The following is a 20,208-nucleotide window of genomic DNA, read 5'->3' as shown; positions in this document are numbered from 1 at the left end:
CTATGGCAAAATTTCTAAATCTGTTTCTCTTGGGATCAACTGAACATTTCTTATATCTACTTCATTAATTAAAAATAATAAAAAACGTTCAAGACCCATGCCAAAACCTGAGCTTTTTAAAGGAATTTGTTTTTTCATCTCTAAATATCAACCATAATTTGTTGGATTATTACCGTGATCTAACAATGATTTTAATGTTTCATTATATGTTTCACTTCTTTCTCCAGCACCTACTATCTCGCCAATTCCCATCAACAGATCAGAATTTACAGCCTTCCCATTTTTATTTTTTTGGTAGAATGGCACTAATTCATGCGGAAAGCTCTCTAACCATATAATTTTGTTTTTATATTTTTTAATTAAATATTTTTCCCCGTTTGAATTTATAATTTCAAAGCCTTGTTTAATTTCAATTCCTTCTCTATATTCTTTTTTTAGTGTCGATATTGCATCTTCATGTGAAACATTAATTGTTCTTAATTTTAATCACTTTTTTAATCTTATTGTGTTGCTTGAATTGAAATAATCCAAGTCCTGCGAGGAATATTTTAATAAATTTTTTATTATATATTTAATATATTTTATTACTGTTTTTTTTGTTTCATTTAACGAACTCACCAATTCAATCTCGAAATGATTGAATTGGTGTAGATGTCTTTCATCAACTTGTTCTCCTCTGAAAGTTTGAGAAATGTACCCGACTGCTTTTACATTGTTAGCTCTTAGGAAAAGTTCCAGATAAAATTGCATACTATCTGCTAAATAAAATTTAAAATTCTTGTTTTGGTTAGAAATAACTTTATATGGTAGTGAGTCGCTGGCCAGCCCCATTGGGCTCGAAATGCTTTGAGTTGTTATTGGACAATTAACTATACTTATTTTCTTATTTTTCTTATATGTTAAAAAATTTATTTCAGAGAAAATTCTTAATATTCTTGAATATCTTTCTTGAGTTACATAATCCAAAAAATTATTCCTATAGTCTTTAAAATCCATTTTAATTTATTCTCGTTTAATAATTTAAATTATATACTAAAATGTTTTAAAAACCAAGTTTATTAGAAAAAATTAATTTTTTTACTTAAATGAAATAATGTTTGCAAAATTTTACATAAATCAGCATAAAAAACTCATCAAACAACTATCTTTTCCTATGATTTTGCGACAATCTCTATTTTTATTTTTTCTAACATATTCATTTTTAAAAAATTTTGAAGAATTAATTTAACTTATATAAAAACTTGGAGTTTTATATGATAAACTACTTTGAAGTCTTGAGTTTCTATATTATTTAGAATTTTTTTGATAGGTAACGGTTGTATTTTCGAAATTTTGACCTTCAATATTAATTAATTCTCGCTGTAAAATCGCATAAAGCTTTCTTTTTCTTTTTTTTAAAAGTTCTTCAATAACTATTGCAGGATCAATCCCATATCTTCTGAGAACATTTTTCATTATTTCTTGATAAATTTCATGGTTATTTTCAGAAAGATCGCTGATTGTGTATTTCTTTCTTAGTCTGCGAGAAGATTTACTTTTCCACAGGCGCTCATTAGACTTTTCATACCATTATTGAAAAGCATTTGTTACCAATTTCGTATTAAATTATTCCATACACATGCAAAATTGTAGTTTTTATTCCTTTAGATTCAGTAATTTTGATTTATTTAATTTTCTGTTCAACCGTGAATTTATATTATTTCATTTCGACAGACCCTTCTTGATGTGTCTGAAATTAATATACTAATTTAGCCTTTTTCCTTATTTTTTATTTTTTTCCTTAAAGCTTTAGCAAAAAAAATAAATTTAATAAATGAGGAAAACATACGTTGTGATGCTAGTCGTTACCATTGCAGTTATCAGTGGCTTTAGTTTTTTGGCATATAAAATTGAATCATATTTGGCACCAGAGGAAGAAATAAGTATTACAATTCTAAAAGGTGTAAGAAATCCAGGAACCATATTTTTTAAGCCTGGAACTAGCTTACGAGAAATTTTTGCAAAATTCGAGGTTATTCGTGGAATCGATATTGAAAAATTTAATCTTGATTCTAAAATAACAAGTGATCAAACAATTGAATTAAAATTGCCAGCTGAAAAAATACCTTTGTCAAAAATGACAATTTTTTATGCAAAGAAATTAAAAATCGAGCGTGAAACCGTTGCAAAAATCAGAAATTTGATAAAAGAGGAAGGTAAATCTGGTTTAACCTGGACAAATTTAAAATGGAAATTAAAACTTGACTCAGCTATTGTAAAAGTTCTGCAGGAAAATTTTACTCTTGATTAGCGGTTTTTTTGGCACTTGTTTTTCTAATAATTTTGATTGACAAATTCGGTGTAATATGACTTTTTTTGCTAATTTTTTCGATTTTTTTTCTAATTTATACAAGAGAATTCAAAAAAATATTAGTTTTTGTTGTGCTAGGAATTATTTGTTGTGTAAGTTATTGAATGCTTATTCCGAAAATTTCTAATTTAGAAGTTAGTTTTGAATCAAAAATTATTGATAAAACTAATTATGGCAGTTTTGTTAAATACAAAGCTGATAAAATTTTTTTGCCCTGAAAAAATATTGAAATTGGGACAAAAGTCCGGGTGACAGGAATATTGGAACTAGCAAAAAATTCAAAACCTGATTTTGATTTAATAACTTATTTGAAAGCAAGAAGTGTTTTTTTGATTATAAACAAGCCAAAAATCACTTTTTTAGAAAAAAGTCATGACATTTTTTTTGGCCTTCGACAACTTTTTACAACAAACAATTATCATTCAAGAATGTTAGTGCCAATGATTTTTTTGGGTGAAACGCCGGTTTTTGCAAATGATCTTAGAAAATGACTAATTTTGTTAGGAGTTTATCAAATTTTTGTTATTTCAGGTTTTCACATCAACCTTTTTAAACAAGTTTTTTATGCAATTAGTAAGGCTTTGAGAATTAAAAAATATATATACAGGCCAATTTTTTTTGCTTTTTTGCTATTTCAACTTTTTTTATTTAATTTTGCAATTTCCTTTTTACGCGGTTTTGTTTTTTGAACACTTAATCAAATTAACGAGACTTTTTTGAACAAAAAATTGAACAAAATTGACACTTTATCCATAAGTGGAATTTTAATTTTACTTTCAAATGTGTTAGTTTTTTATTCACTAGGGTTTATTTTATCTTTTACAATTAGTTTCATAATTGTGATAATTAATCAAGTTAGGTTTCCAAAAAAATGACATAAGTTTATAGTAAATTTCCTTTTTGTGAATTTATTTAGTGGTCTTTTTTCAGCTTTTTACAATTCTAACTATAACATGATGTCACCACTAAATACCCTTGTATTTACGGCATTTTTTACCCTTTTTTACATAATTATGTTCATTTTTATTTTTAATCCAACGATTATTGAGTGGATCAGCGATCTTTTTGTCAATTCGGTCGGTTTCATTACAGAAATTCAGTTTTTAGTTTTTGACTTTAAAATTCAACAGTATTCATTGATTATTTCTTGTATAATTTCATTGATATGTTTTTTGTTTATGGAAGCGACGTTTTCTTTGTCCAGAAAAAGATTTTCACCCTCATAGAGAACGAAAAAGCTGATGTAATTCAGTTTTTTCCAGGCGATAATTTGGATTTAATTGGCGACAATGTTGCCAATCTTTCACTTTTTGAATCAAAGAAAATTTTCATTTTTAATAATTTTTTGCAATTCTCGCCGAGCGCGAAAATAAATAAGGTTTTGATTGCAAAAATCAAGAAAACACAACACTTAGTGATTTTTAAGTATATTTTTGATGAAAATTTTAGCAAAAACGACCTTAAATCTTCAGTAATTTATAAGACTTTTTCTCCTTTTGCAAAATTATTTGAAACTACCGAGTTAAATTCGCAAAATGTTGTTGACTTTATTAAAAAAGTGGCGATGAAATTCAAATTAAATTTAACTTCGGCTGATTTAACCAAAATTGAGTCACAACTTCCATTAAAAGGGCAAATTATTTACAATGAAATCTCAAAATTATCAAGCTTAAATTGTAAGATAAATTCTTCAATTATTGAAAATTTTGTTAGCGATTATTTTGTAACTTCACCTTGAGACTTTGTTAATTCATTTGTCAATTTTGACCTAAAAAGTACTTTAAATTTTTATCGCCAAAAATTGCTAGAGGGTGTCACTTTAAGTCTCCTAATTGGCCAAATAAATTCAAAATTATCACTATCATTTATGGTTTATCTCTATAAGCAAATCGGATTTTCAAATACTGTAATTGCCCAAAAAATGTCAATTTCAAGCTTTCAAGTTAATAAAGCAGTTGATTTATACAAAAATATTGGGATTCAAAAGTTGCAAAAACTGATAATTGATCTTGCAATTCTAGATACAAGAATTAAAAAATCCAAAATAAATGACAAATTAGGATTTGAAGTTTTTTTGTTAAGCCTTGTAAATAAAAATTTCTAATTAAATGAAAAACATTTTAAATTTATTATGTTATAATTCTCCCGTTTAGTAAACCATAACCAAAATATTGATTGTTTTTTGTTTAAATTGTTTCCTATTTAAATTTGAACAAACTAATATTTTGGTTATGGTTTATTTTTATATCTAAAAAGAGTGAAAGATTTTTCTAAAAAAATGTTAAAAAAAATAAAAAAATCGAAAGGTTTATTACTTTTACCGATTTTTATTTCAGCAGCTAGCTTAATTTCTTGTTACACTAAATCTGATTCAAAATTCGGATTTGACGGCAATCAAGACGGAAAATTGCAAATGGTGACAAGCTGAACAACCGAACAGGCAAGATTTAAAGCGCTAAATCAAGTTGTCCAAATTTGAAACAGCAAACCCGAAGTTCTTGACACAACCAATAGAGAGTTTCTTCCGATCAAATTAACACCTTCTTACGATGTTGATTATGCGCCCATGGCAACGAAATTCAGTCAAGTTTTTTCTGCAAAGGACAAGGCGCAGACAATCAATTTGGTGCTAAATTATCCAGCAGCAGCAGCAATTGCTGCAAAATATAAAATGCTTTTGAATCTGAAAGACTTTCCTGATTTAACCCAAAAAATTAAGGAAATTTATCATAGCAAATTTCTTGAAACAAACAGCAAAATCGCCACTTTATCCGAGGATGGAATTTACACGATTCCCTTTGTAAAATCTTCGCAAACCCTTGTCGTTGATGGTCCTGTTATGGCTTATATTATCGAAAAAGCACTGGAAAATGGGGCTAGAATTAAACAAGGTGAGGAAGAATTTTTTAGTCAATTTCGCAAATCAGAATCTGATTTGCCCCAAATTAAGAAACTTTGGCAGCTACAAAGTTTTGAAAAAGTCGCTAATCCTTGAGCTAATTTTGAATTTTCACAGGACATTTTCAAATATTTTGATCAATTATTTGATTTTGCCTTGCGAATTAAAAAAAGTTTTAAATTGGAACCAGCAAACACCGATTTTGCCTATTTTCCCTTTGGTTTTGATGATATTCCAAATTTATTATTTTCAAAAATATTCGCTTCTGCAGGCGCTGATTATGCAAAATTTATGTTTGAAGTCCTCAAGGATGAAGGGAAAAATATGGAGCAAATCAGCTTTTCAAAACTTTATGAAAAAAATTCACAAAATTACTTGATTGCAAAGAAAAATTATGATCAAATTTTAGAATTATTTAAAGCTGATGCCTTTTTCTATCCAGGTCGATTTTCTGAACCAAGCTTTGCAAATTTATTTATGAATCACCACGAAATCGCCTTTGCAATTTCTTCAACAAGTAATTATGAACGTCGTTTTAGCAGAGCAATTTCTAATTTTGTGATTAAAAATGGTGATAAAAAAGAAAAATTTCCTATTTCAGAAAATTCACAAATTTACCAAATTATTCCGTTTGGGTTGACTGAAAATCGGCCTAAAAACGCCCTTTTGAAACTAAAAGGTGTTTTGACAAACCAAATTTCTTTTTTGATTAGTGATAAAACACCAGATTTTCCAGATGCAAATATTTATATTGATCCCAAAAATCAGAATTTAATTCTTAAGGTTAAAAAAATTACTGATTCCTTGTCCAAAAATCAGGACATTTTTTTAGCACTTGACTCTAGAATTAACCAATTTTTTCAAAAATTAGCTGTAAATTCAGCACAAATTTCAATTGAAAATTTAACTGGCAACCAAAACGAAAACAACATTTTCTTGATCAAGTCAGCTTGAATTGAAAATGTCGGTGGCGACAAAAACCTTAATGAAAATGAGCTTGTTTTTCTTCAGGAACCACTTAAAAATTCCAAAAACGACCCCAAAAATGTCATCACATATCAAGGCCCAGATCTTATTGCATTTCATTCAAATGAGGAAGAAGATATTGCAACTAAGAATTTTTTAAAGTGGATTTTGGGTCACAAACAGGACTTTTTTTACAAAACATCTACAGGTGAGAGCAAATTCAGCGGCAGTCCGGCGGAATATGTTGCTTTTAGGGGTAATTATTTAGCGCCAACTAGTGAAAATTTTCAATCAAGTTTGACAAATAAATCTAAATTTCGCCAAAATAACGCCCTTCGGACTGCTTTCAAAAACTTTAAACAGGTAAATGATGACCCTGAAAGCAATGTTTTTTACATCGATCCGATCGACTCACGCTCATCCTTGATTCGCGAGGTGATTCTTGCTAGTCTGAACCAAATGGGCCGAGTTGTGTTGGGTGGACATCCTGAAAAAGCGGATTTTGACAGCTTTCTGAGCGCGCTTAGAACCAATCTTTATTCGATTAGAATTTCATAGTTTTGGATTTGATTTAAAAAAATGCCTTAAAATGGAGCAAATTTTTCAATTTGTTTCTCAAACATAATTTTGGATCAATTCTTGACCAATCTACATGAAAAATGGGATTTTTTCTTAAATTTTTCACTTTTTTGCACATTAAGGTGATCTAAATCCAAAATTATGTCTAAAAATCCGTTATTTTTGTATTTTTTTAAAACTAAAAACATTCTAAAATCTTATCCTTAATATGCGCAAAAGAAATAAAAAAAGTAAATTTTTTAGAAAAATTTTAGAAAAATATTATAATAATAACAAATGTCTAAGCACAACTTAAAATTATCTTTGTTTAGTTGGCCAAAATTTAAAAATTGGCTTAACAAAATTGTTGATAGTTTTTTTGTTGTGCTTTTGTATTTTTTGAAAATAATTTATGGAGAAATGATATTGAAAACAATTTGTTATAACACCAGTTAAATCAGAATTGATAAATTATTGAAATTAGCAACAAAAAAGGATAAAATTTACTTCAAAACAATGAAAAAATCACAAAATTTTATAAAAAAAATCAGAAAAACCACATTACTTTTAGTCCCATTTGTTTCCTTGCCGTTTTTTGTTTCTTGTATTATTAATGATAAAAAAAATTTCCCATCCCAAAAGGAAAATCCAAATCGATATGACACAGAAGTTGACGAATCAATTGATTTTCGTGCTATTTTTCCAATATCTGACCAAAGAACAAAAGCATTAAAACAAATTTTTGAAAAATGAAATAAAAAACCCGAAGTTATAAACAAGCAATCAGGATTTTTGCCAGCAAAATTAGATAGTGTTTTAAATAATTACACCAAAGATCAAAATTTTTTGGAATCTTTTTTGGTTGCAAGGGAAAATAAAAAGATTCCAAATTTAACCTTAAATTATCCAGCACTTGCAGCAACAGTAAATAAATACGGAATGCTTTTGGATTTCAACGATTCTCCTGAATTGGAGAAAAAAATTAATCAAATTTATGATGAAAAAGTTCTTTTTGAAACGAAAAATTTACCTGAAATCGCCCCAGAAAGAATCCCCTTTTTACCAATTTTAAAAACTTCCAAGGTTCTTTTAATTGACAAACCAGTTTTGGCATACATTCTTGAAGGCGCCAAAACTGCCAAAAATTTCAAGATAGTTGAGAGTGATAAAGCAAAAGTTGAGGCACTTGATCAAAACAAAACCGACTTTGAATACATAAAAAAAGTTTGGGGGGAATACAAAAATCCTTCACCAGGTGAAGATGGTTTTGAAAATTACACTTTTAGTTTTGATAAATTGACAAATTTCCAGGAGCTTAGCGACTTTATCATTCGCGTTAAGAAATCTTTTCCAAACGCTGGAAAAGGTGACGCAACTCAACAAGTTAATTTCATGCTTGGTATTAACGATCCGGCATCGACTTTTTTCTTTGCGACTTTTGCTGAAGCCAACGCTGATTATTCAAAATCAACCTATTTTCGTGAACAAGATGGTAAATCGCTAAATTATAATTCGCTTTTTGACAAATCAAGTGAAAATTATAAAAATGCAAAAAAAGCTTTTGATATTTTTGCTAGTTTATTTAAAAATAATCTAGTCGGACCCACTAATCCTTATAAAAAGGCAAGCGATTATTTAAAAAATCATCAGTTGATTTTTGCAATAACTTCAACAAGTAACTACACAAGAAACTTTGATGAAAAAGGCCAAACTTTTTTGCGTCTAAAATCTGGTAGCGAAAATCTTGATTATCCTGTTGGTTCGAAAAGCAAAATTTGAAAAGTGGTTTCTGATTCTAATTTACCAGCAAATGCAATTGCCAGAATCCACCAAATTTTAGACAACACCCCCGGATATATTTTCACTTCAGGTCAACCAGTAGTAGCTTCAGGTCGGGAAATTGATTCTAAAAACAGTATTTATTTGGACCCAAATACTGATAAAGATTTAATTGATGCAATAAAAGAATCAATAAATACAAATAACGAGATTGATCCTAACAATTTTAGCTTCTTAGCTGAAGACCCAGATTTTGAAAAATGGCTTGCTGATCAAAAAACTAAAAGCAAATTGCAAGAATCAGAATTTGCTTTTCTACAAAAAGATTTTAAGAAAAATGATTCAAAAAGTTTTAAATTAATAAAAAAATCGGAAAAAGTAAGTATTTTTTCCAATTCGGACCAAAAATTGAATGAACACGAGTTAATGATTCTTCCTGAACCAACAAAACTCCAACAATCCAACAAGTTTGAAGTCATTACTTCTCAGGGCCCTTCACTGATTGGATTTCACAACAACGATATCGAGGACAAGGCGACATTGAATTTTGTTAAATGGTTTGTTTCCGAAAAGCAAGAATTTACTACTCAAAAAAATGAGAAAATCACTATTACTCCGAGTGATTTTCTCGCCCTTTCAGCGGCAAATTTTAATCCAACAAAAGAAAATTTGCAGTCTGATTTTGAAACTAATCCCGCAATTCCCAAAAGTAAAATTTTAAAAACTGCTTTTGATGAGTTTCACAAACAAGCTCAGAATCCTGATAAATTTAAATTATTTGTCGAACCAGCCAGCGCTGATTCAAATATTTTCCGCGAAGTTGTTCTTACAACTTTATCGCAAGTCAACAATAACGTCAAAACTGATCCTACATTAGATCTTAATTTTGATTATTTTCTTAGTAAATTGAAAAATAACATTGGTGTTAGATTGAAAATTAATACCGAAAAAAGCGCTGAAAAACCAGCATAATTTGAACATAATTTAATATTAAGAAAAGAGAATAAAAATTATGAAATTATTGAAAAAAAGCACAAAACAGCGAAAAAGGACAAAAAATTCTAATTTTTTAAAAAAAATAACAAAACTTTTGTTAACAGGTATTTTTGGTTTGGCACCTGTTGCATTTTTAGCTGCTAATTGCAGTGCAAAATCGCTTAGATTTGACGGAAATGAGGACAATAAATTAGTTTTCGCACATTCTTTTTCAGCAAAATCGCCAATTACAGATGCGCTTGTAAAAATAGTTGAACTCTGAAACCTGCAGCAAAAAAATCGCCCTAATTTTATCCCAATGGAAATTGTCAATCTTGCGTCAGGTTACACCGCTGCTTCCGAAACAATTGAGCGTTATTTAGTTTCAAAGGACAGAATTAAACTTCCAAATCTTGTTCCAAATTATTCGTCTTTACTTGCAATTGTGAACAAATATGGTATGTCTTTGCCAATTGTTAGTGATTTTTGATCGGATCTTGAACCAGCTAATGCAACTGAAAAATCATTAAAAAATTTCTTAAAAAACAACGCAATTCCTGAATTTCTTGAAATAAATGCAGAAGTTCCTTTCCTTGACCCTAAAGGAATTTATACAATTCCGTTTGCAAAATCAACTGAATACTTGGCAATTGACAACATTTTATTTGGTTGAATAATCAAAAAAGCAACTGAATCTCCGATTGGAAATGAAAATCAGCTGCAAAAAGCAACAATTAAGAATGAAGATGCTGAATTTTTTAAAAAATTCACTGACTCAGTTGCTGTTAAAACTGATGATGTTAAAAAAATTGAAGAAATTTGAAAGGATTATGTTCCTGTAAAAGATGGTCTTGCTGGCTATGAATTTAAGAAATCTGACCTTGAAAATTTTAGTGATTTACAAAAACTATCGTCAAGGATTCTTAAATCTTTTCCAAATGCACTTTCTGGTTCAACTCTCTCTTCAGCAAAATCTGTCCTTGGAATTGATAATTCAGTGACTTTAATTTATTCACTTTCACGTTCACTGAATAACGCCGACAGAACAAAAGAAATTGCTGTGCTCAATAAAGAAAAGCAAATTGTTGATTACACATCTTACCTTAATGATCCAAAATCAGCAAGATACCAACAATTCAATAAAGTTTATGATTTGATAACTTCAGGAATTGATGATAAATCCACTTATTTTTCAACATCAGGAGAATATAATTCAATTTATTTTCGCAATCACCAAATGGTTTTTTCAATTGGTACAACGGCTGGTGTAAAATATAACGCAGTTGAAGGAACAACAAAAAATACTTATTCTGTCAGCTATCAATTTGGTGAAAACAGCGAAAAAACAAGTATTTTTTACCCAATAAATACTGGGTATTCTGCAGTGATTGAAGAAAATAACCTAGCTGATGTTTCCAAAGATTTGGTTTTAAAACCTCTTGATCCTTCAAAAAATAAGTATGGTACTGTGAAAATTAGTGCAAAATATTTGCCAAAAATCAAGGAACTTTTGCAAAAAAATCCCAATAAAAAACTCTTTTATTTTTCAGATGCAAACCCTGAAGCAGCAGGTTTGCCACAAGAATCTTACCAAATTTTAGATAAGGAACCAAAATACAAACCCACTGTAATTCCTGGTTTTTTGGAAATTAAGGAACAAAAAGGTTCTGCTTCTGTCAACGAAGGTGAATTTTCAATCGAACCCGCACCTTATAGATTTGATAAAAACAGCAAAACTAGTATAATCTTTGCGCAGGGTCCTGATCTGATTCCAATTCACTCGACCGCAAAAGAGGATGCAGCTGTGAAGGAATTTTTGAACTGAATTTTGACAGAAAAAGTCGATTTTGGTGCCGGTGGCAAAATTACACCAATTGAATTTTTTGCAAAATCAAGTTCCTATTTGCTGCCATTGAAGTCAATTTTTGAAAAAAATATTTATAATCCAAAAGATTTAGGGCAAACGTTGGCTTTCAATTCCTTTAAAAAATTTTCAGATGAAAATAGTAAAAAAGGCTATCATTTTCAGGGAGATGTTGCCGATGCGATTTCAGCTGATTTTCGAAAAACACTCCATTCAACAATTATGCAGGTGCAAAATTTGCGTTCTGGCTCAGGAAAAAAGCAAACTTTTGCAGAATTCTTGAAACTTTTGCAAACAAATTTAGGGCCTGCCTTTTTACGTCAACAAAACAATTAAAAATCGGAAAAAATTATGACAATGTCTCGCCTAAAATTATTTTTTAGTCTCACTTTGTTGACTTCAGTTCCTTTTTTCACTATATCTTGTTTGGAAAAAACAAGTACTAGCTTTAATTTTACAAATGCACAAAAATACTATCAAATTGAAACTTTTTCCAAAAATCCGTTTGATGATTTAAACAATTCCCAAAGTGAATATGCAAAAAATGTTGCCAAATTTTTGGATGAAAAATACAAGTGAACTGAAAAAGACAAGCAAAAATTTAAAAATGATGTCTTGCCAAATTCAGAATTTTTTGCAATAGTTCCAGCAAAAATTGAAAACTGAACTGATGGTGATACTGTACAAATTAACCCTTTAAAAACAGACTTATTGCCAAAAAGTTTCAGCGTTCGCCTTGAAAGCATCGACACACCCGAAATTGGTTCGTTTGTTGGTGGAAAATACAGAAAAACAGTTGGTCTTGAGAAAAAATATGCTGATCAAGCAAAACAATTTGCTGAAAAAATCCTGCCAAAAAACACAAAAATCCTCTTTGTTTTTACAAAACCAAAACCAGCGCAATCATATTCGCGACTTGTTGGTAACATTTATTTTGGCCACGATAATTTTTATAAAAATTACAATGTTGAAGTAATCAAGGCCGGTTTAGCAGTGCCAACTTTGCAATTAGGACTTGCAGGTGTAACTAATAAAACTGCAATTTACCATTATTCTTCAATAAAACAAGCTGCTGCGCTTGAAAATTCAATCAATCACAAATTTGGAATTTACCAGGAACTTCAAGGTGCCGAGTTTATATCAATTACTAACGTTCTTGATATGGTTTACAAGACCAGAGGCATCACAAATATTGCTGATTTTCTTGTTCTTGAAACCAATAGAGACAAAAATGTCTTTGATTATTACGAGTTTTACTTAAAGCAGAATTATGGGAAGGCCAACTAAAAAATGAAAACACCAACTTATACTTTTCAGGAAAATTTTGAAGCTGAAATTAAGAAAATTAAACATGCTTCCGAGAATCGCTACAAAACAAAACTACTGATTCCAGCGATTGAAATTAAGGACTTAACGATTGATTTTGGCGAAACTTTGGCAGTTGACAAGGCCAATTTGCAAATTTTCAAAGGTGAATTAGTCACACTTTTAGGGCCTTCTGGTTCAGGAAAAACAACGATTTTGAACGCAATTGCAGGACTTTTAAATCCAACTTCAGGGCAAATTATTTTTGATGGCGAGGATGTAACACGAAAATCACCGCAACAGCGAAAAATTGGTCTTGTTTTTCAAAATTATGCACTGTATCCGCACTTAAATGTCTTTGGAAACATTGCTTTTTCACTTCATAATGATGCCCGTTGAAAACAAAAAGTGTATGAAAAATCAATGCTGGCAAGGGTTGAAGCCAATTCAATTGTTTTTGCTAAAAATGGTGCTTCAAGTAAGGATTTGGAAACTTATAAGTCTCATTTATTTAACTATTTTAGTGTTTATCGCCAATTAGAACATGACTATAATGAACTCAAAACACAACTTTATAAAAATTATAATCAATTAAAAACTGATTATTTTTTAATTGAAGCACACAAACAAGCTGAAATTAAAAGCTTAACAATTGAATTCTTAAAACTTGGCAGATCAGCTTCAATTTTTTGAGCACTTTTGAAAAAATTTTTTTCAAAAGTGAATGATGAAAAATGCCCTGTTGAGCAAGCGCGAACCTTTCGGGAAGTTTACAAATTAAAAGTAAAAAAAATTAAAAAACATGCAAGAGATGAAAAAAAATTACAGAAAAAAAGAATTTCTGAGGAAAAATTCCGCATTAAATTTGCGCCTGAATTAGTAAGAATTCGAAAAAATTTTTTAGAACAAAAAGTTGAATTGTATAAAAAATTAGATCAATTAAAAGAACTTTTTAAAAAATTTAAGCACAATGCAAAAATTGAATTGACGCAAATTAACATTGGTTACAAAAAGTTATATAAAAAAAGTTCATCCCAAGAACAAGAGTCGCTAAAATTGGATTTTCTTGAACAAATAAATGTTTTTAACCAAAAAAAAATAGAAAAAAAAATGTGATTTAAAGCAGAAATAGCTGCTGAAAAAAAAATAATTAAAAATTCAGGTAAACTTGCTGAAATTCAGCGTAATTATTTGGAATCCAAGAAAAAATTTCTTAAAACAAATACAAAATTATCTCCGGATTTTGTTGTTTTGAAATCATTTAAGAAAAAAATTAAGACTTTTAAAACGCAAACCTTAAAACTTTTCCTTAACTATGAAAAGGAATTAATTAATAAATTTTCACTTAATATTTCCAAATTATCATCTGAAGAATTAGCACAATACAACCAGTTTCAAAATGAAAATATTTCAATAAAAGAAGCGATAAATCGCGCTGTTCTAAGAACAGCTGAAAAAGTTGAAATCACGAAAAACCTTGCAAAAAAACCGACTAAACTTTCAGGTGGTCAGCAACAACGAGTTGCGATTGCACGTGGAATCGTTCGTCATCCTGATATTTTGTTAATGGATGAACCACTTTCAAATTTAGATGCTAAATTGCGAGTTCAAACTCGCCAGTGAATTCGGAAAATTCAGATGGAAATTGGGATTACAACTGTTTTTGTGACCCACGATCAGGAAGAGGCAATGTCGATTTCGGACCGAATTATTTGCATGTCGACTGGATATGTGCAGCAAATTGGCACTCCACTTGATCTTTACGAGAAGCCTAAAAATGAATTTGTTGCCTCTTTTTTGGGAGTTCCAGAAATGAACATCTTTGATGCTTTTTATGACAAACAACTTGGTCGAGTGATTCTTGATAATCAAGTTGTTTATGAAAATTTAACAAATTATGAACACGAAAAAATTCGTGTTGGAATAAGAGCAGAGGACCTTGTTGAGCACGATAATGGAAGCTTTCAAGGGAAAATTGTTGTTGTTGAATACCTTGGAAAGGATATTTTGGGGAAAATTGAGCTTGAAAAAATTGGATTAATTTCTATAATTTTAAGAAAAAAGAGCAACTATGAGGTTGACGAAATTGTTCATTTTAATTTCAAATCAGGAAAAATACACCTTTTTGATTTTGAAACAAGGGAGCGAGTTTAATGAATTTTATTAGTAATTTTTTCTATCGTCGACGGATTAAAAAGAAAGTTCTAGAACTAGGCGTTCTTGACAAAAGACATCCTTTTTGACGACCTTTTTTGCTACTTTTACCCTCAATTTTAGTGATTCTTTTGTTCACTTTTTTACCTTTTTTGTATTCAGTTTCCAAATCTGTTAGTATTGAAATTAACCAGAATATTGCCGGAAATACAAGGTTTGGATTTGATAATTTTATTGATCTTATTACAATTGACACTAATTTTCACATTGCAATTCGTAATTCGGTTATTTATTCAATTGTGGCTTTGCCAATCGGATTGATAATTAGTTTAATTGTTGCATCAACTTTGGCTTCTTTACACAGAAAATATGCCCGTGGTTTTTGGCAAACAATTTTTTTTCTACCCTATGTTACTTCTGGAATTGCTGTTTCAGTTGCTTTTGCTTACATTTTTGATAGCGAAATTGGTTTCATAAATTCGCTTTTTGGAATCTCAACAAGGTGGTTAAATTCCGGAAATCCGGGCTCAATTAATGCACTTTTTGTTGTTTTAATTTCTGGAGTTTGACGCAGTTTGGCTTTTGAAATTTTAATTCTAACAACAGCGATGGTGTCAGTAAATCCAACACTTTACAAAGCAGCAGCAATTGATGGTGCTTCACCTTTTCGTCAATTTTTCAAAATTACTTTGCCTTCAGTTTCAAAAACAATTAATTTTTTGATCACAATCGGAATTATTGGTGGAATCAAAGTTTTTCCATTGGGAATTTTTCCAAATGAAACCGAAGCAATTAGTAATGGTGGTTCTACTTTGTTAATTTATATTTACAAAAATGTGCGTGGAACGCCAAATTTTGCCCAAGCAGGTGCGCTTACAATTTATCTTTTTGTTTTTGGAATCACCCTTTCTGTTGTTGTCAAAAAGTTTTTAAGTTTAACCTTCCTTTTAGTGGAAAAAATTTCGGAGAAAAATGTTTATTATAAAATTAAAAATTCACAAATTCATTAGTGATCACAAAACAGCAAAGGTGACCGAATCGATTAATTCTCAGGTGCGGAACCGGAATTTGTTAAGTGCGATTTTGACCTTTTTTCTTAAGTTTATTATTCTTTTTGTTTTTGGAATTTTTATCATTTTTCCTTTTTACTTCATGTTAGTTTACGCGCTTTCGCCCGAAGAACAAGCCAATGACACGAGGGTTCCAATTTTTTGGCCAGATCATTTTGCTTGGGATAACTTTGTCAAAGCAGCCCAATCTGGTTACTTTGCGGCTCTCGGGATCACCGCACTGGTTACAGCAATTTCTGTCATTGCAAAAATATTTTTTTCAATGACTTTCGGTTATGCATTTTCACTCAAAAAGTGAAGATTTAAGAAAATTTCCTGAACAGTTTTTCTTTCAATTCTTGTTCTTCCTGAAACCGCGCTTTTAATTGGCCAGTACCGAATTATGGTTATGTTAGGTTGAAATGACGGATTTCAGTCAATTTTTGCCCTTACGGCACCGTTTGTTGCCTCAGTTTTTTCTGGTTTTATGTTCCGAAATGCGTTTGAAGAAATTCCTGATCGAATTAAAGAAGCCGCAATGGTTGATGGTTGTTCACGAATTAGATACTTTTTTCGTGTCGCGATTCCAATGATTGGGCCCACAATTTGGACAGTTGGAATTTTAACTGCTTTTTCTGCTTGGAATTCAACTTTGTGGCCGCTTTTGATTTTACAATCAAATTCATCAGAAATGACAACGCTCAACACTTGGTTGCTTCAAAAAGTTGGGGTTGCTGATGAAAATGCCCAGATTCCTGGTGGATTTTTCAAAAATATAAGAATGGCGGGAGCAATTTTAACGATCCTACCAATGTTCATTGCTTACTTTGCTTTCCGAAGAAGGATTATGAATGCAGTTTCACGTCAAGGAACAACTGTGAAAGGTTAAAAATGTTTAATTTTAAAGCTTTTTTTAAGAAAAAACGACTGGAAATTGGCCTTAAAATGCAGTCAGGCTTCATTTGAATTTCAGTCATTGTTGGCTTGGCTTTTACTTTGCTTACAGTTTGAGCAATAATTTATTTTATCCAACAAGCATTTAGTGACGGATTTTTGTAAAATTTTTAAATTTAGCAAACTTTAAAAAACACTTTATTTCCGGCCATCTTTTTCCACTTTTTGAGTTGTTTTAACAACTAAAAAAGTGGAAAAATTTAGAAAAACTCTTATTTTTTTTATTCCAAATCCGCTATTTTCATGGATATTTCCCAAAATCAGATTAAAAATGCGCTTGATAACAGCCCAATTTTTGATATAAATTTTTGCCTATAAAGAATAATATTTTTTTTAAATTTTGGTAAAATTACTAGAAAAGGTCGAAAAGTATGGAAAAAAACCAAGCAAAAAAGCAACTAATTGAGTTTATTGAAACAAAGCAAGCAAATCTCAAAAGGAACCAAAAAATTGCGCATTTTGGCACAAACGTTGTAAAATGGGTTACTTTTTTTTCAAACATTGCCGTAGTTTCATTAGCAATTGCGGTAATAATCATCGAAGTCAAGCGTTATACCGCCATCATTTCTGAGACAAAATCAATTTTTTCTGACCTCGGACTAACAATTATTCTTGCTAGTTCAATTTGTTTAACCTTTTTTGTTAATTTATTTTTGGCAATTTTCCGTGAAATTATGAAATTCAAAGAATATAAAAAAGCGCAACGCGAACTTAGTTACATTTTTTTTCAAATCAGAAATAATCCTGATTACAATTTCGAGCAATTTGAGCGCGATTATGATGCAATTTGTGAATTTTATTTTCAAAAAAAGGAAGTTTCTAAGTTAAAAATAGTTAAAAAAGCACTTTTTGGCGAGAAAAAATGATAATAAAAAACACCCGTTTGGACGAAGACTCATACGTTTTTGCAAAATTTTTGTATAGAAAAACCTTTATAAAGGCCTATTTTTTTCAATTTTTGTTTTGAACTGTCTCGATTTTCAGTATTATTTTTGCTTTTATTACAACCTTGATGGGGATTTTTAAGCTAGCAGCTCCTAAAATCAGCACTTTTGATGGTTTTGATGAACTTTTTACTTCAATTGACAAAAATGGTGCAAAAGTGGATCAATGGCCAATTTTCGTACTTTGAATAAACCTTTCAATCACCATAATTAATGCGCTTTTTGCACTTTTCTTGGTAAAACCACGTTGAATTCGCAATCAGCAAGTCAATGATTTTTTAAAAATTGAATTGATTTTGTTTGAAACAAAATCGGGAAAATATGCAAAATCAGAGAATTTACAAATTACACTTTTTGATGCAATTTGTAAATTCTTAGGCTGCTTAAGCGCGCTTAAAGATAAATTAGAACCGGAAAATAGCATGGAAAATCAGGGTGATCAAGATGAATAAGGCAGAATGAGAAGCAAAAATTGAATCTGACATCATCAGATTAACTGCAAAAGCACGACTTTCAAAGGGTATCTTCCTTTTTTGTAGCATTGCATTAATTTTATCTTCAGCTTTTAACGGGATTTTGTCAGCTTATGCAATTACAAAAAATCCTAGTGAGACCGCGGTAAAATTGTTTGTGGCAATTGCTTTTATAAACGCTGTTATCACTTTTGTGAGTTCATTATCCTCATTTTTTGTTTTTGAAAATATTTACCTTAGATCAACCAAAAAAATTGAGTTTTACCAAGCAAAAAAAATTGCTTTACAAAAACACGATGCAGATCTTGATAAAATAGTCAGCGATCTTGCTGATATAAAAATTGAAAATTAGTTTATTAAAAAGAAAAAATTATAAAATGATTATAAATTAGTAGAAAAAATAATTGTCTGATTCTTTTCTACTAATTTAATTGTAAATTATGGTAAACATTTTGAATGTCTTCATCATCAAGAAATTGTTCAATTTGGCCAATAATTTTTTCAGTTTGTTGAAGATCAAGTTCAACTCAAGAATTCGGAAAGTAACTAATTTCGACAGCACTAAAATTTGCACTAAATTTTGATTCAATTTTTAATTTTAAATCATTAATTTTTCGTGGTTCGCAATAAATTTCATAACTTTCTTCGGTCGCCTTAAAATCATCAGCACCCAATTCAATGCTAAAAAGTAGCAATTCTTCTTCATTTATTCCATTTTTTTTAATTTCAAGGTAACCTTTTTGTTCAAAAAGGTAAGGGATTGAGTTTTGCTTACCAATTTGCCCATTAGCACGCCGAAAATGCGCCTGAAGTGAAGAAATAGCCCGGTTTATATTATCTGTAAGCAGTACAACAATGACGCTAATTCCGTGAGTTAGTGTTCCTGAATAAATTATTTCCTTAAAATTTTCGCCATTATTGGCATTTCCGCTACCTTTGGCAATTGCTTTTTCAATGTTCGATTTTGGCATCGATTTTGCTCTAGCCTTTGCAATAATAAGTCGTAAATTCGGATTTGAATTCGGATCAGCGCCACCTTTTGCAACAGCAACCATGATTTCCTTGGAAAATTTATTGAAAATTTTTGCCCTAATCGAATCTTGAGCGCCTTTTCGGTGCTTGATATTAGCTCACTTTGAATGACCAGCCACTAAAAATCTCCTAACTTTTTCTCAGGTTTTGGAATCGGAAGTCGTTTGTGATTACTTAAGGTGTGCAAATTAACAATTTTTTGGACAATTTTTTTATCAACTTGATTTGGGTTTTCAAAGTAAAACTCCAAGTCTTGGTAACCAAAACCTAGTTCATCTTCGTCACTTTGATCTTCCCAAAGATTAGCGCTTGGTTTTTTTCTAATAATTTCATCAGGTATTCCAATTGCTTTTGCCATTGCAAAAACTTGCATTTTTGTCAAGTTGACAATCGGCAATAAATCTGCGCCACCATCACCGTATTTGGTAAAATAACCAAGAAACATTTCTGAATAATTGTCAGTTCCAAGCACTAAATAATCTAATTCTTGAGCCAATGCATATAAAGTCGTCATTCTTAATCGCGGCTGAATATTAGAAACCGCCAACTTATTTCCTAAATTTAGCTCTGATTTCAGGGAATTAAAGGTTGAATCCAAAGCAATTTTTTTGTTTTTAATTGCAAATTTTTTAATCAACAAATCAATATCATTAAGATTTTTTTGCATGTCAATAATTGGCATGATCACGGCAAGGTGATTTTCTGGAAAAGCTTTTTGCGCAAGCGTAGCAACAAGAGCTGAATCAACACCGCCAGAAAGTCCAAAGATCACACCTTTTTTCTGTGCTTTTTGGGTTTCTTGTTTAATTCAATCGACAAGGTAATCAAAATATTTTATTAATTCTAATTTTTCAACCATAATTTTGTTTAAAAGCCTACTAATTTTTTTATATTTTACTATAAAAA

At 30.3% G+C, this 20,208-nt stretch carries 17 protein-coding genes; 13 read left to right on the top strand and 4 right to left on the bottom strand.

The window, feature by feature from the left end:
• Nucleotides 1-996, bottom strand: a complete 996-nt coding sequence (locus IM807_RS02240) for an asparagine synthetase A (protein ID WP_196362932.1) — start codon at nt 994-996, stop codon at nt 1-3.
• Nucleotides 997-1,287: 291 nt separating this feature from the next.
• On the bottom strand, nt 1,288-1,455 hold the full coding sequence (locus IM807_RS03830; protein ID WP_230861167.1) for a hypothetical protein: 168 nt from the start codon (nt 1,453-1,455) through the stop codon (nt 1,288-1,290).
• A 379-nt stretch (nt 1,456-1,834) separates the two neighbouring features.
• Between IM807_RS03830 and IM807_RS02230 the strand changes: the two genes are divergently transcribed.
• From IM807_RS02230 to IM807_RS02170, 13 genes are all read left to right on the top strand, one after another.
• Entirely contained in the window at nt 1,835-2,290 is a 456-nt protein-coding gene (locus IM807_RS02230; RefSeq protein WP_196362931.1) for a hypothetical protein, read from the top strand.
• A 164-nt stretch (nt 2,291-2,454) separates the two neighbouring features.
• Nucleotides 2,455-3,576, top strand: coding sequence for a ComEC/Rec2 family competence protein (locus IM807_RS04335; RefSeq protein ID WP_308699289.1), 1,122 nt, complete (start codon nt 2,455-2,457; stop codon nt 3,574-3,576).
• A complete protein-coding gene (holA, locus tag IM807_RS04330) occupies nt 3,516-4,454 on the top strand; it encodes a DNA polymerase III subunit delta (protein ID WP_196362929.1) in 939 nt (312 codons plus the stop codon). Before IM807_RS04335 ends, holA begins: the two co-directional genes overlap by 61 nt.
• A 174-nt stretch (nt 4,455-4,628) precedes the next feature.
• Nucleotides 4,629-6,773 carry a P68 family surface lipoprotein gene (locus IM807_RS04325; RefSeq protein ID WP_196362928.1) on the top strand — a complete coding sequence of 715 codons (2,145 nt, stop codon included), beginning with the start codon at nt 4,629-4,631 and terminating at the stop codon, nt 6,771-6,773.
• A gap of 516 nt (nt 6,774-7,289) precedes the next feature.
• Nucleotides 7,290-9,524 carry a P68 family surface lipoprotein gene (locus IM807_RS04320; RefSeq protein WP_196362927.1) on the top strand — a complete coding sequence of 745 codons (2,235 nt, stop codon included), beginning with the start codon at nt 7,290-7,292 and terminating at the stop codon, nt 9,522-9,524.
• Nucleotides 9,525-9,564: 40 nt separating this feature from the next.
• Complete coding sequence (locus IM807_RS04315; RefSeq protein ID WP_196362926.1) at nt 9,565-11,727, top strand: P68 family surface lipoprotein; 2,163 nt, start codon at nt 9,565-9,567, stop codon at nt 11,725-11,727.
• 15 nt (nt 11,728-11,742) lie between these two features.
• Entirely contained in the window at nt 11,743-12,678 is a 936-nt protein-coding gene (locus IM807_RS04310; RefSeq protein ID WP_308699288.1) for a thermonuclease family protein, read from the top strand.
• A 3-nt stretch (nt 12,679-12,681) separates the two neighbouring features.
• Nucleotides 12,682-14,850: an ATP-binding cassette domain-containing protein gene (locus IM807_RS04305; RefSeq protein WP_196362925.1), complete on the top strand. Its 2,169-nt coding sequence runs from the start codon at nt 12,682-12,684 to the stop codon at nt 14,848-14,850.
• Nucleotides 14,850-15,860: a carbohydrate ABC transporter permease gene (locus IM807_RS02190; protein ID WP_196362924.1), complete on the top strand. Its 1,011-nt coding sequence runs from the start codon at nt 14,850-14,852 to the stop codon at nt 15,858-15,860. Before IM807_RS04305 ends, IM807_RS02190 begins: the two co-directional genes overlap by 1 nt.
• Complete coding sequence (locus IM807_RS04300; RefSeq protein ID WP_196362923.1) at nt 15,823-16,788, top strand: carbohydrate ABC transporter permease; 966 nt, start codon at nt 15,823-15,825, stop codon at nt 16,786-16,788. Before IM807_RS02190 ends, IM807_RS04300 begins: the two co-directional genes overlap by 38 nt.
• 436 nt (nt 16,789-17,224) lie before the next feature.
• Complete coding sequence (locus IM807_RS02180) at nt 17,225-17,722, top strand: hypothetical protein (protein ID WP_196362922.1); 498 nt, start codon at nt 17,225-17,227, stop codon at nt 17,720-17,722.
• The gene (locus IM807_RS02175) at nt 17,716-18,249 is read left to right on the top strand and encodes a DUF4231 domain-containing protein (protein ID WP_196362921.1); all 534 of its coding nucleotides are present in this window, start codon (nt 17,716-17,718) and stop codon (nt 18,247-18,249) included. Before IM807_RS02180 ends, IM807_RS02175 begins: the two co-directional genes overlap by 7 nt.
• On the top strand, nt 18,242-18,622 hold the full coding sequence (locus IM807_RS02170) for a DUF4231 domain-containing protein (protein WP_196362920.1): 381 nt from the start codon (nt 18,242-18,244) through the stop codon (nt 18,620-18,622). Before IM807_RS02175 ends, IM807_RS02170 begins: the two co-directional genes overlap by 8 nt.
• Nucleotides 18,623-18,692: 70 nt before the next feature.
• On the opposite strand, the gene IM807_RS02165 is transcribed toward IM807_RS02170, so the two are convergent.
• A complete protein-coding gene (locus IM807_RS02165; protein WP_196362919.1) occupies nt 18,693-19,421 on the bottom strand; it encodes a YebC/PmpR family DNA-binding transcriptional regulator in 729 nt (242 codons plus the stop codon).
• The gene (gene nadE / locus IM807_RS02160) at nt 19,421-20,161 is read right to left on the bottom strand and encodes an NAD(+) synthase (protein WP_196362918.1); all 741 of its coding nucleotides are present in this window, start codon (nt 20,159-20,161) and stop codon (nt 19,421-19,423) included. Before nadE ends, IM807_RS02165 begins: the two co-directional genes overlap by 1 nt.
• Between the last annotated feature and the right edge of the window lie 47 nt (nt 20,162-20,208).

It is taken from the genome of Mycoplasma sp. 'Moose RK', assembly GCF_015708155.1.
In the GTDB taxonomy this organism is placed as follows: domain Bacteria; phylum Bacillota_I; class Bacilli_A; order Mycoplasmatales; family Metamycoplasmataceae; genus Mesomycoplasma.
Note: the sequence above shows the minus strand (reverse complement) of the source record. Positions and strands in the feature narration are given on the sequence as shown.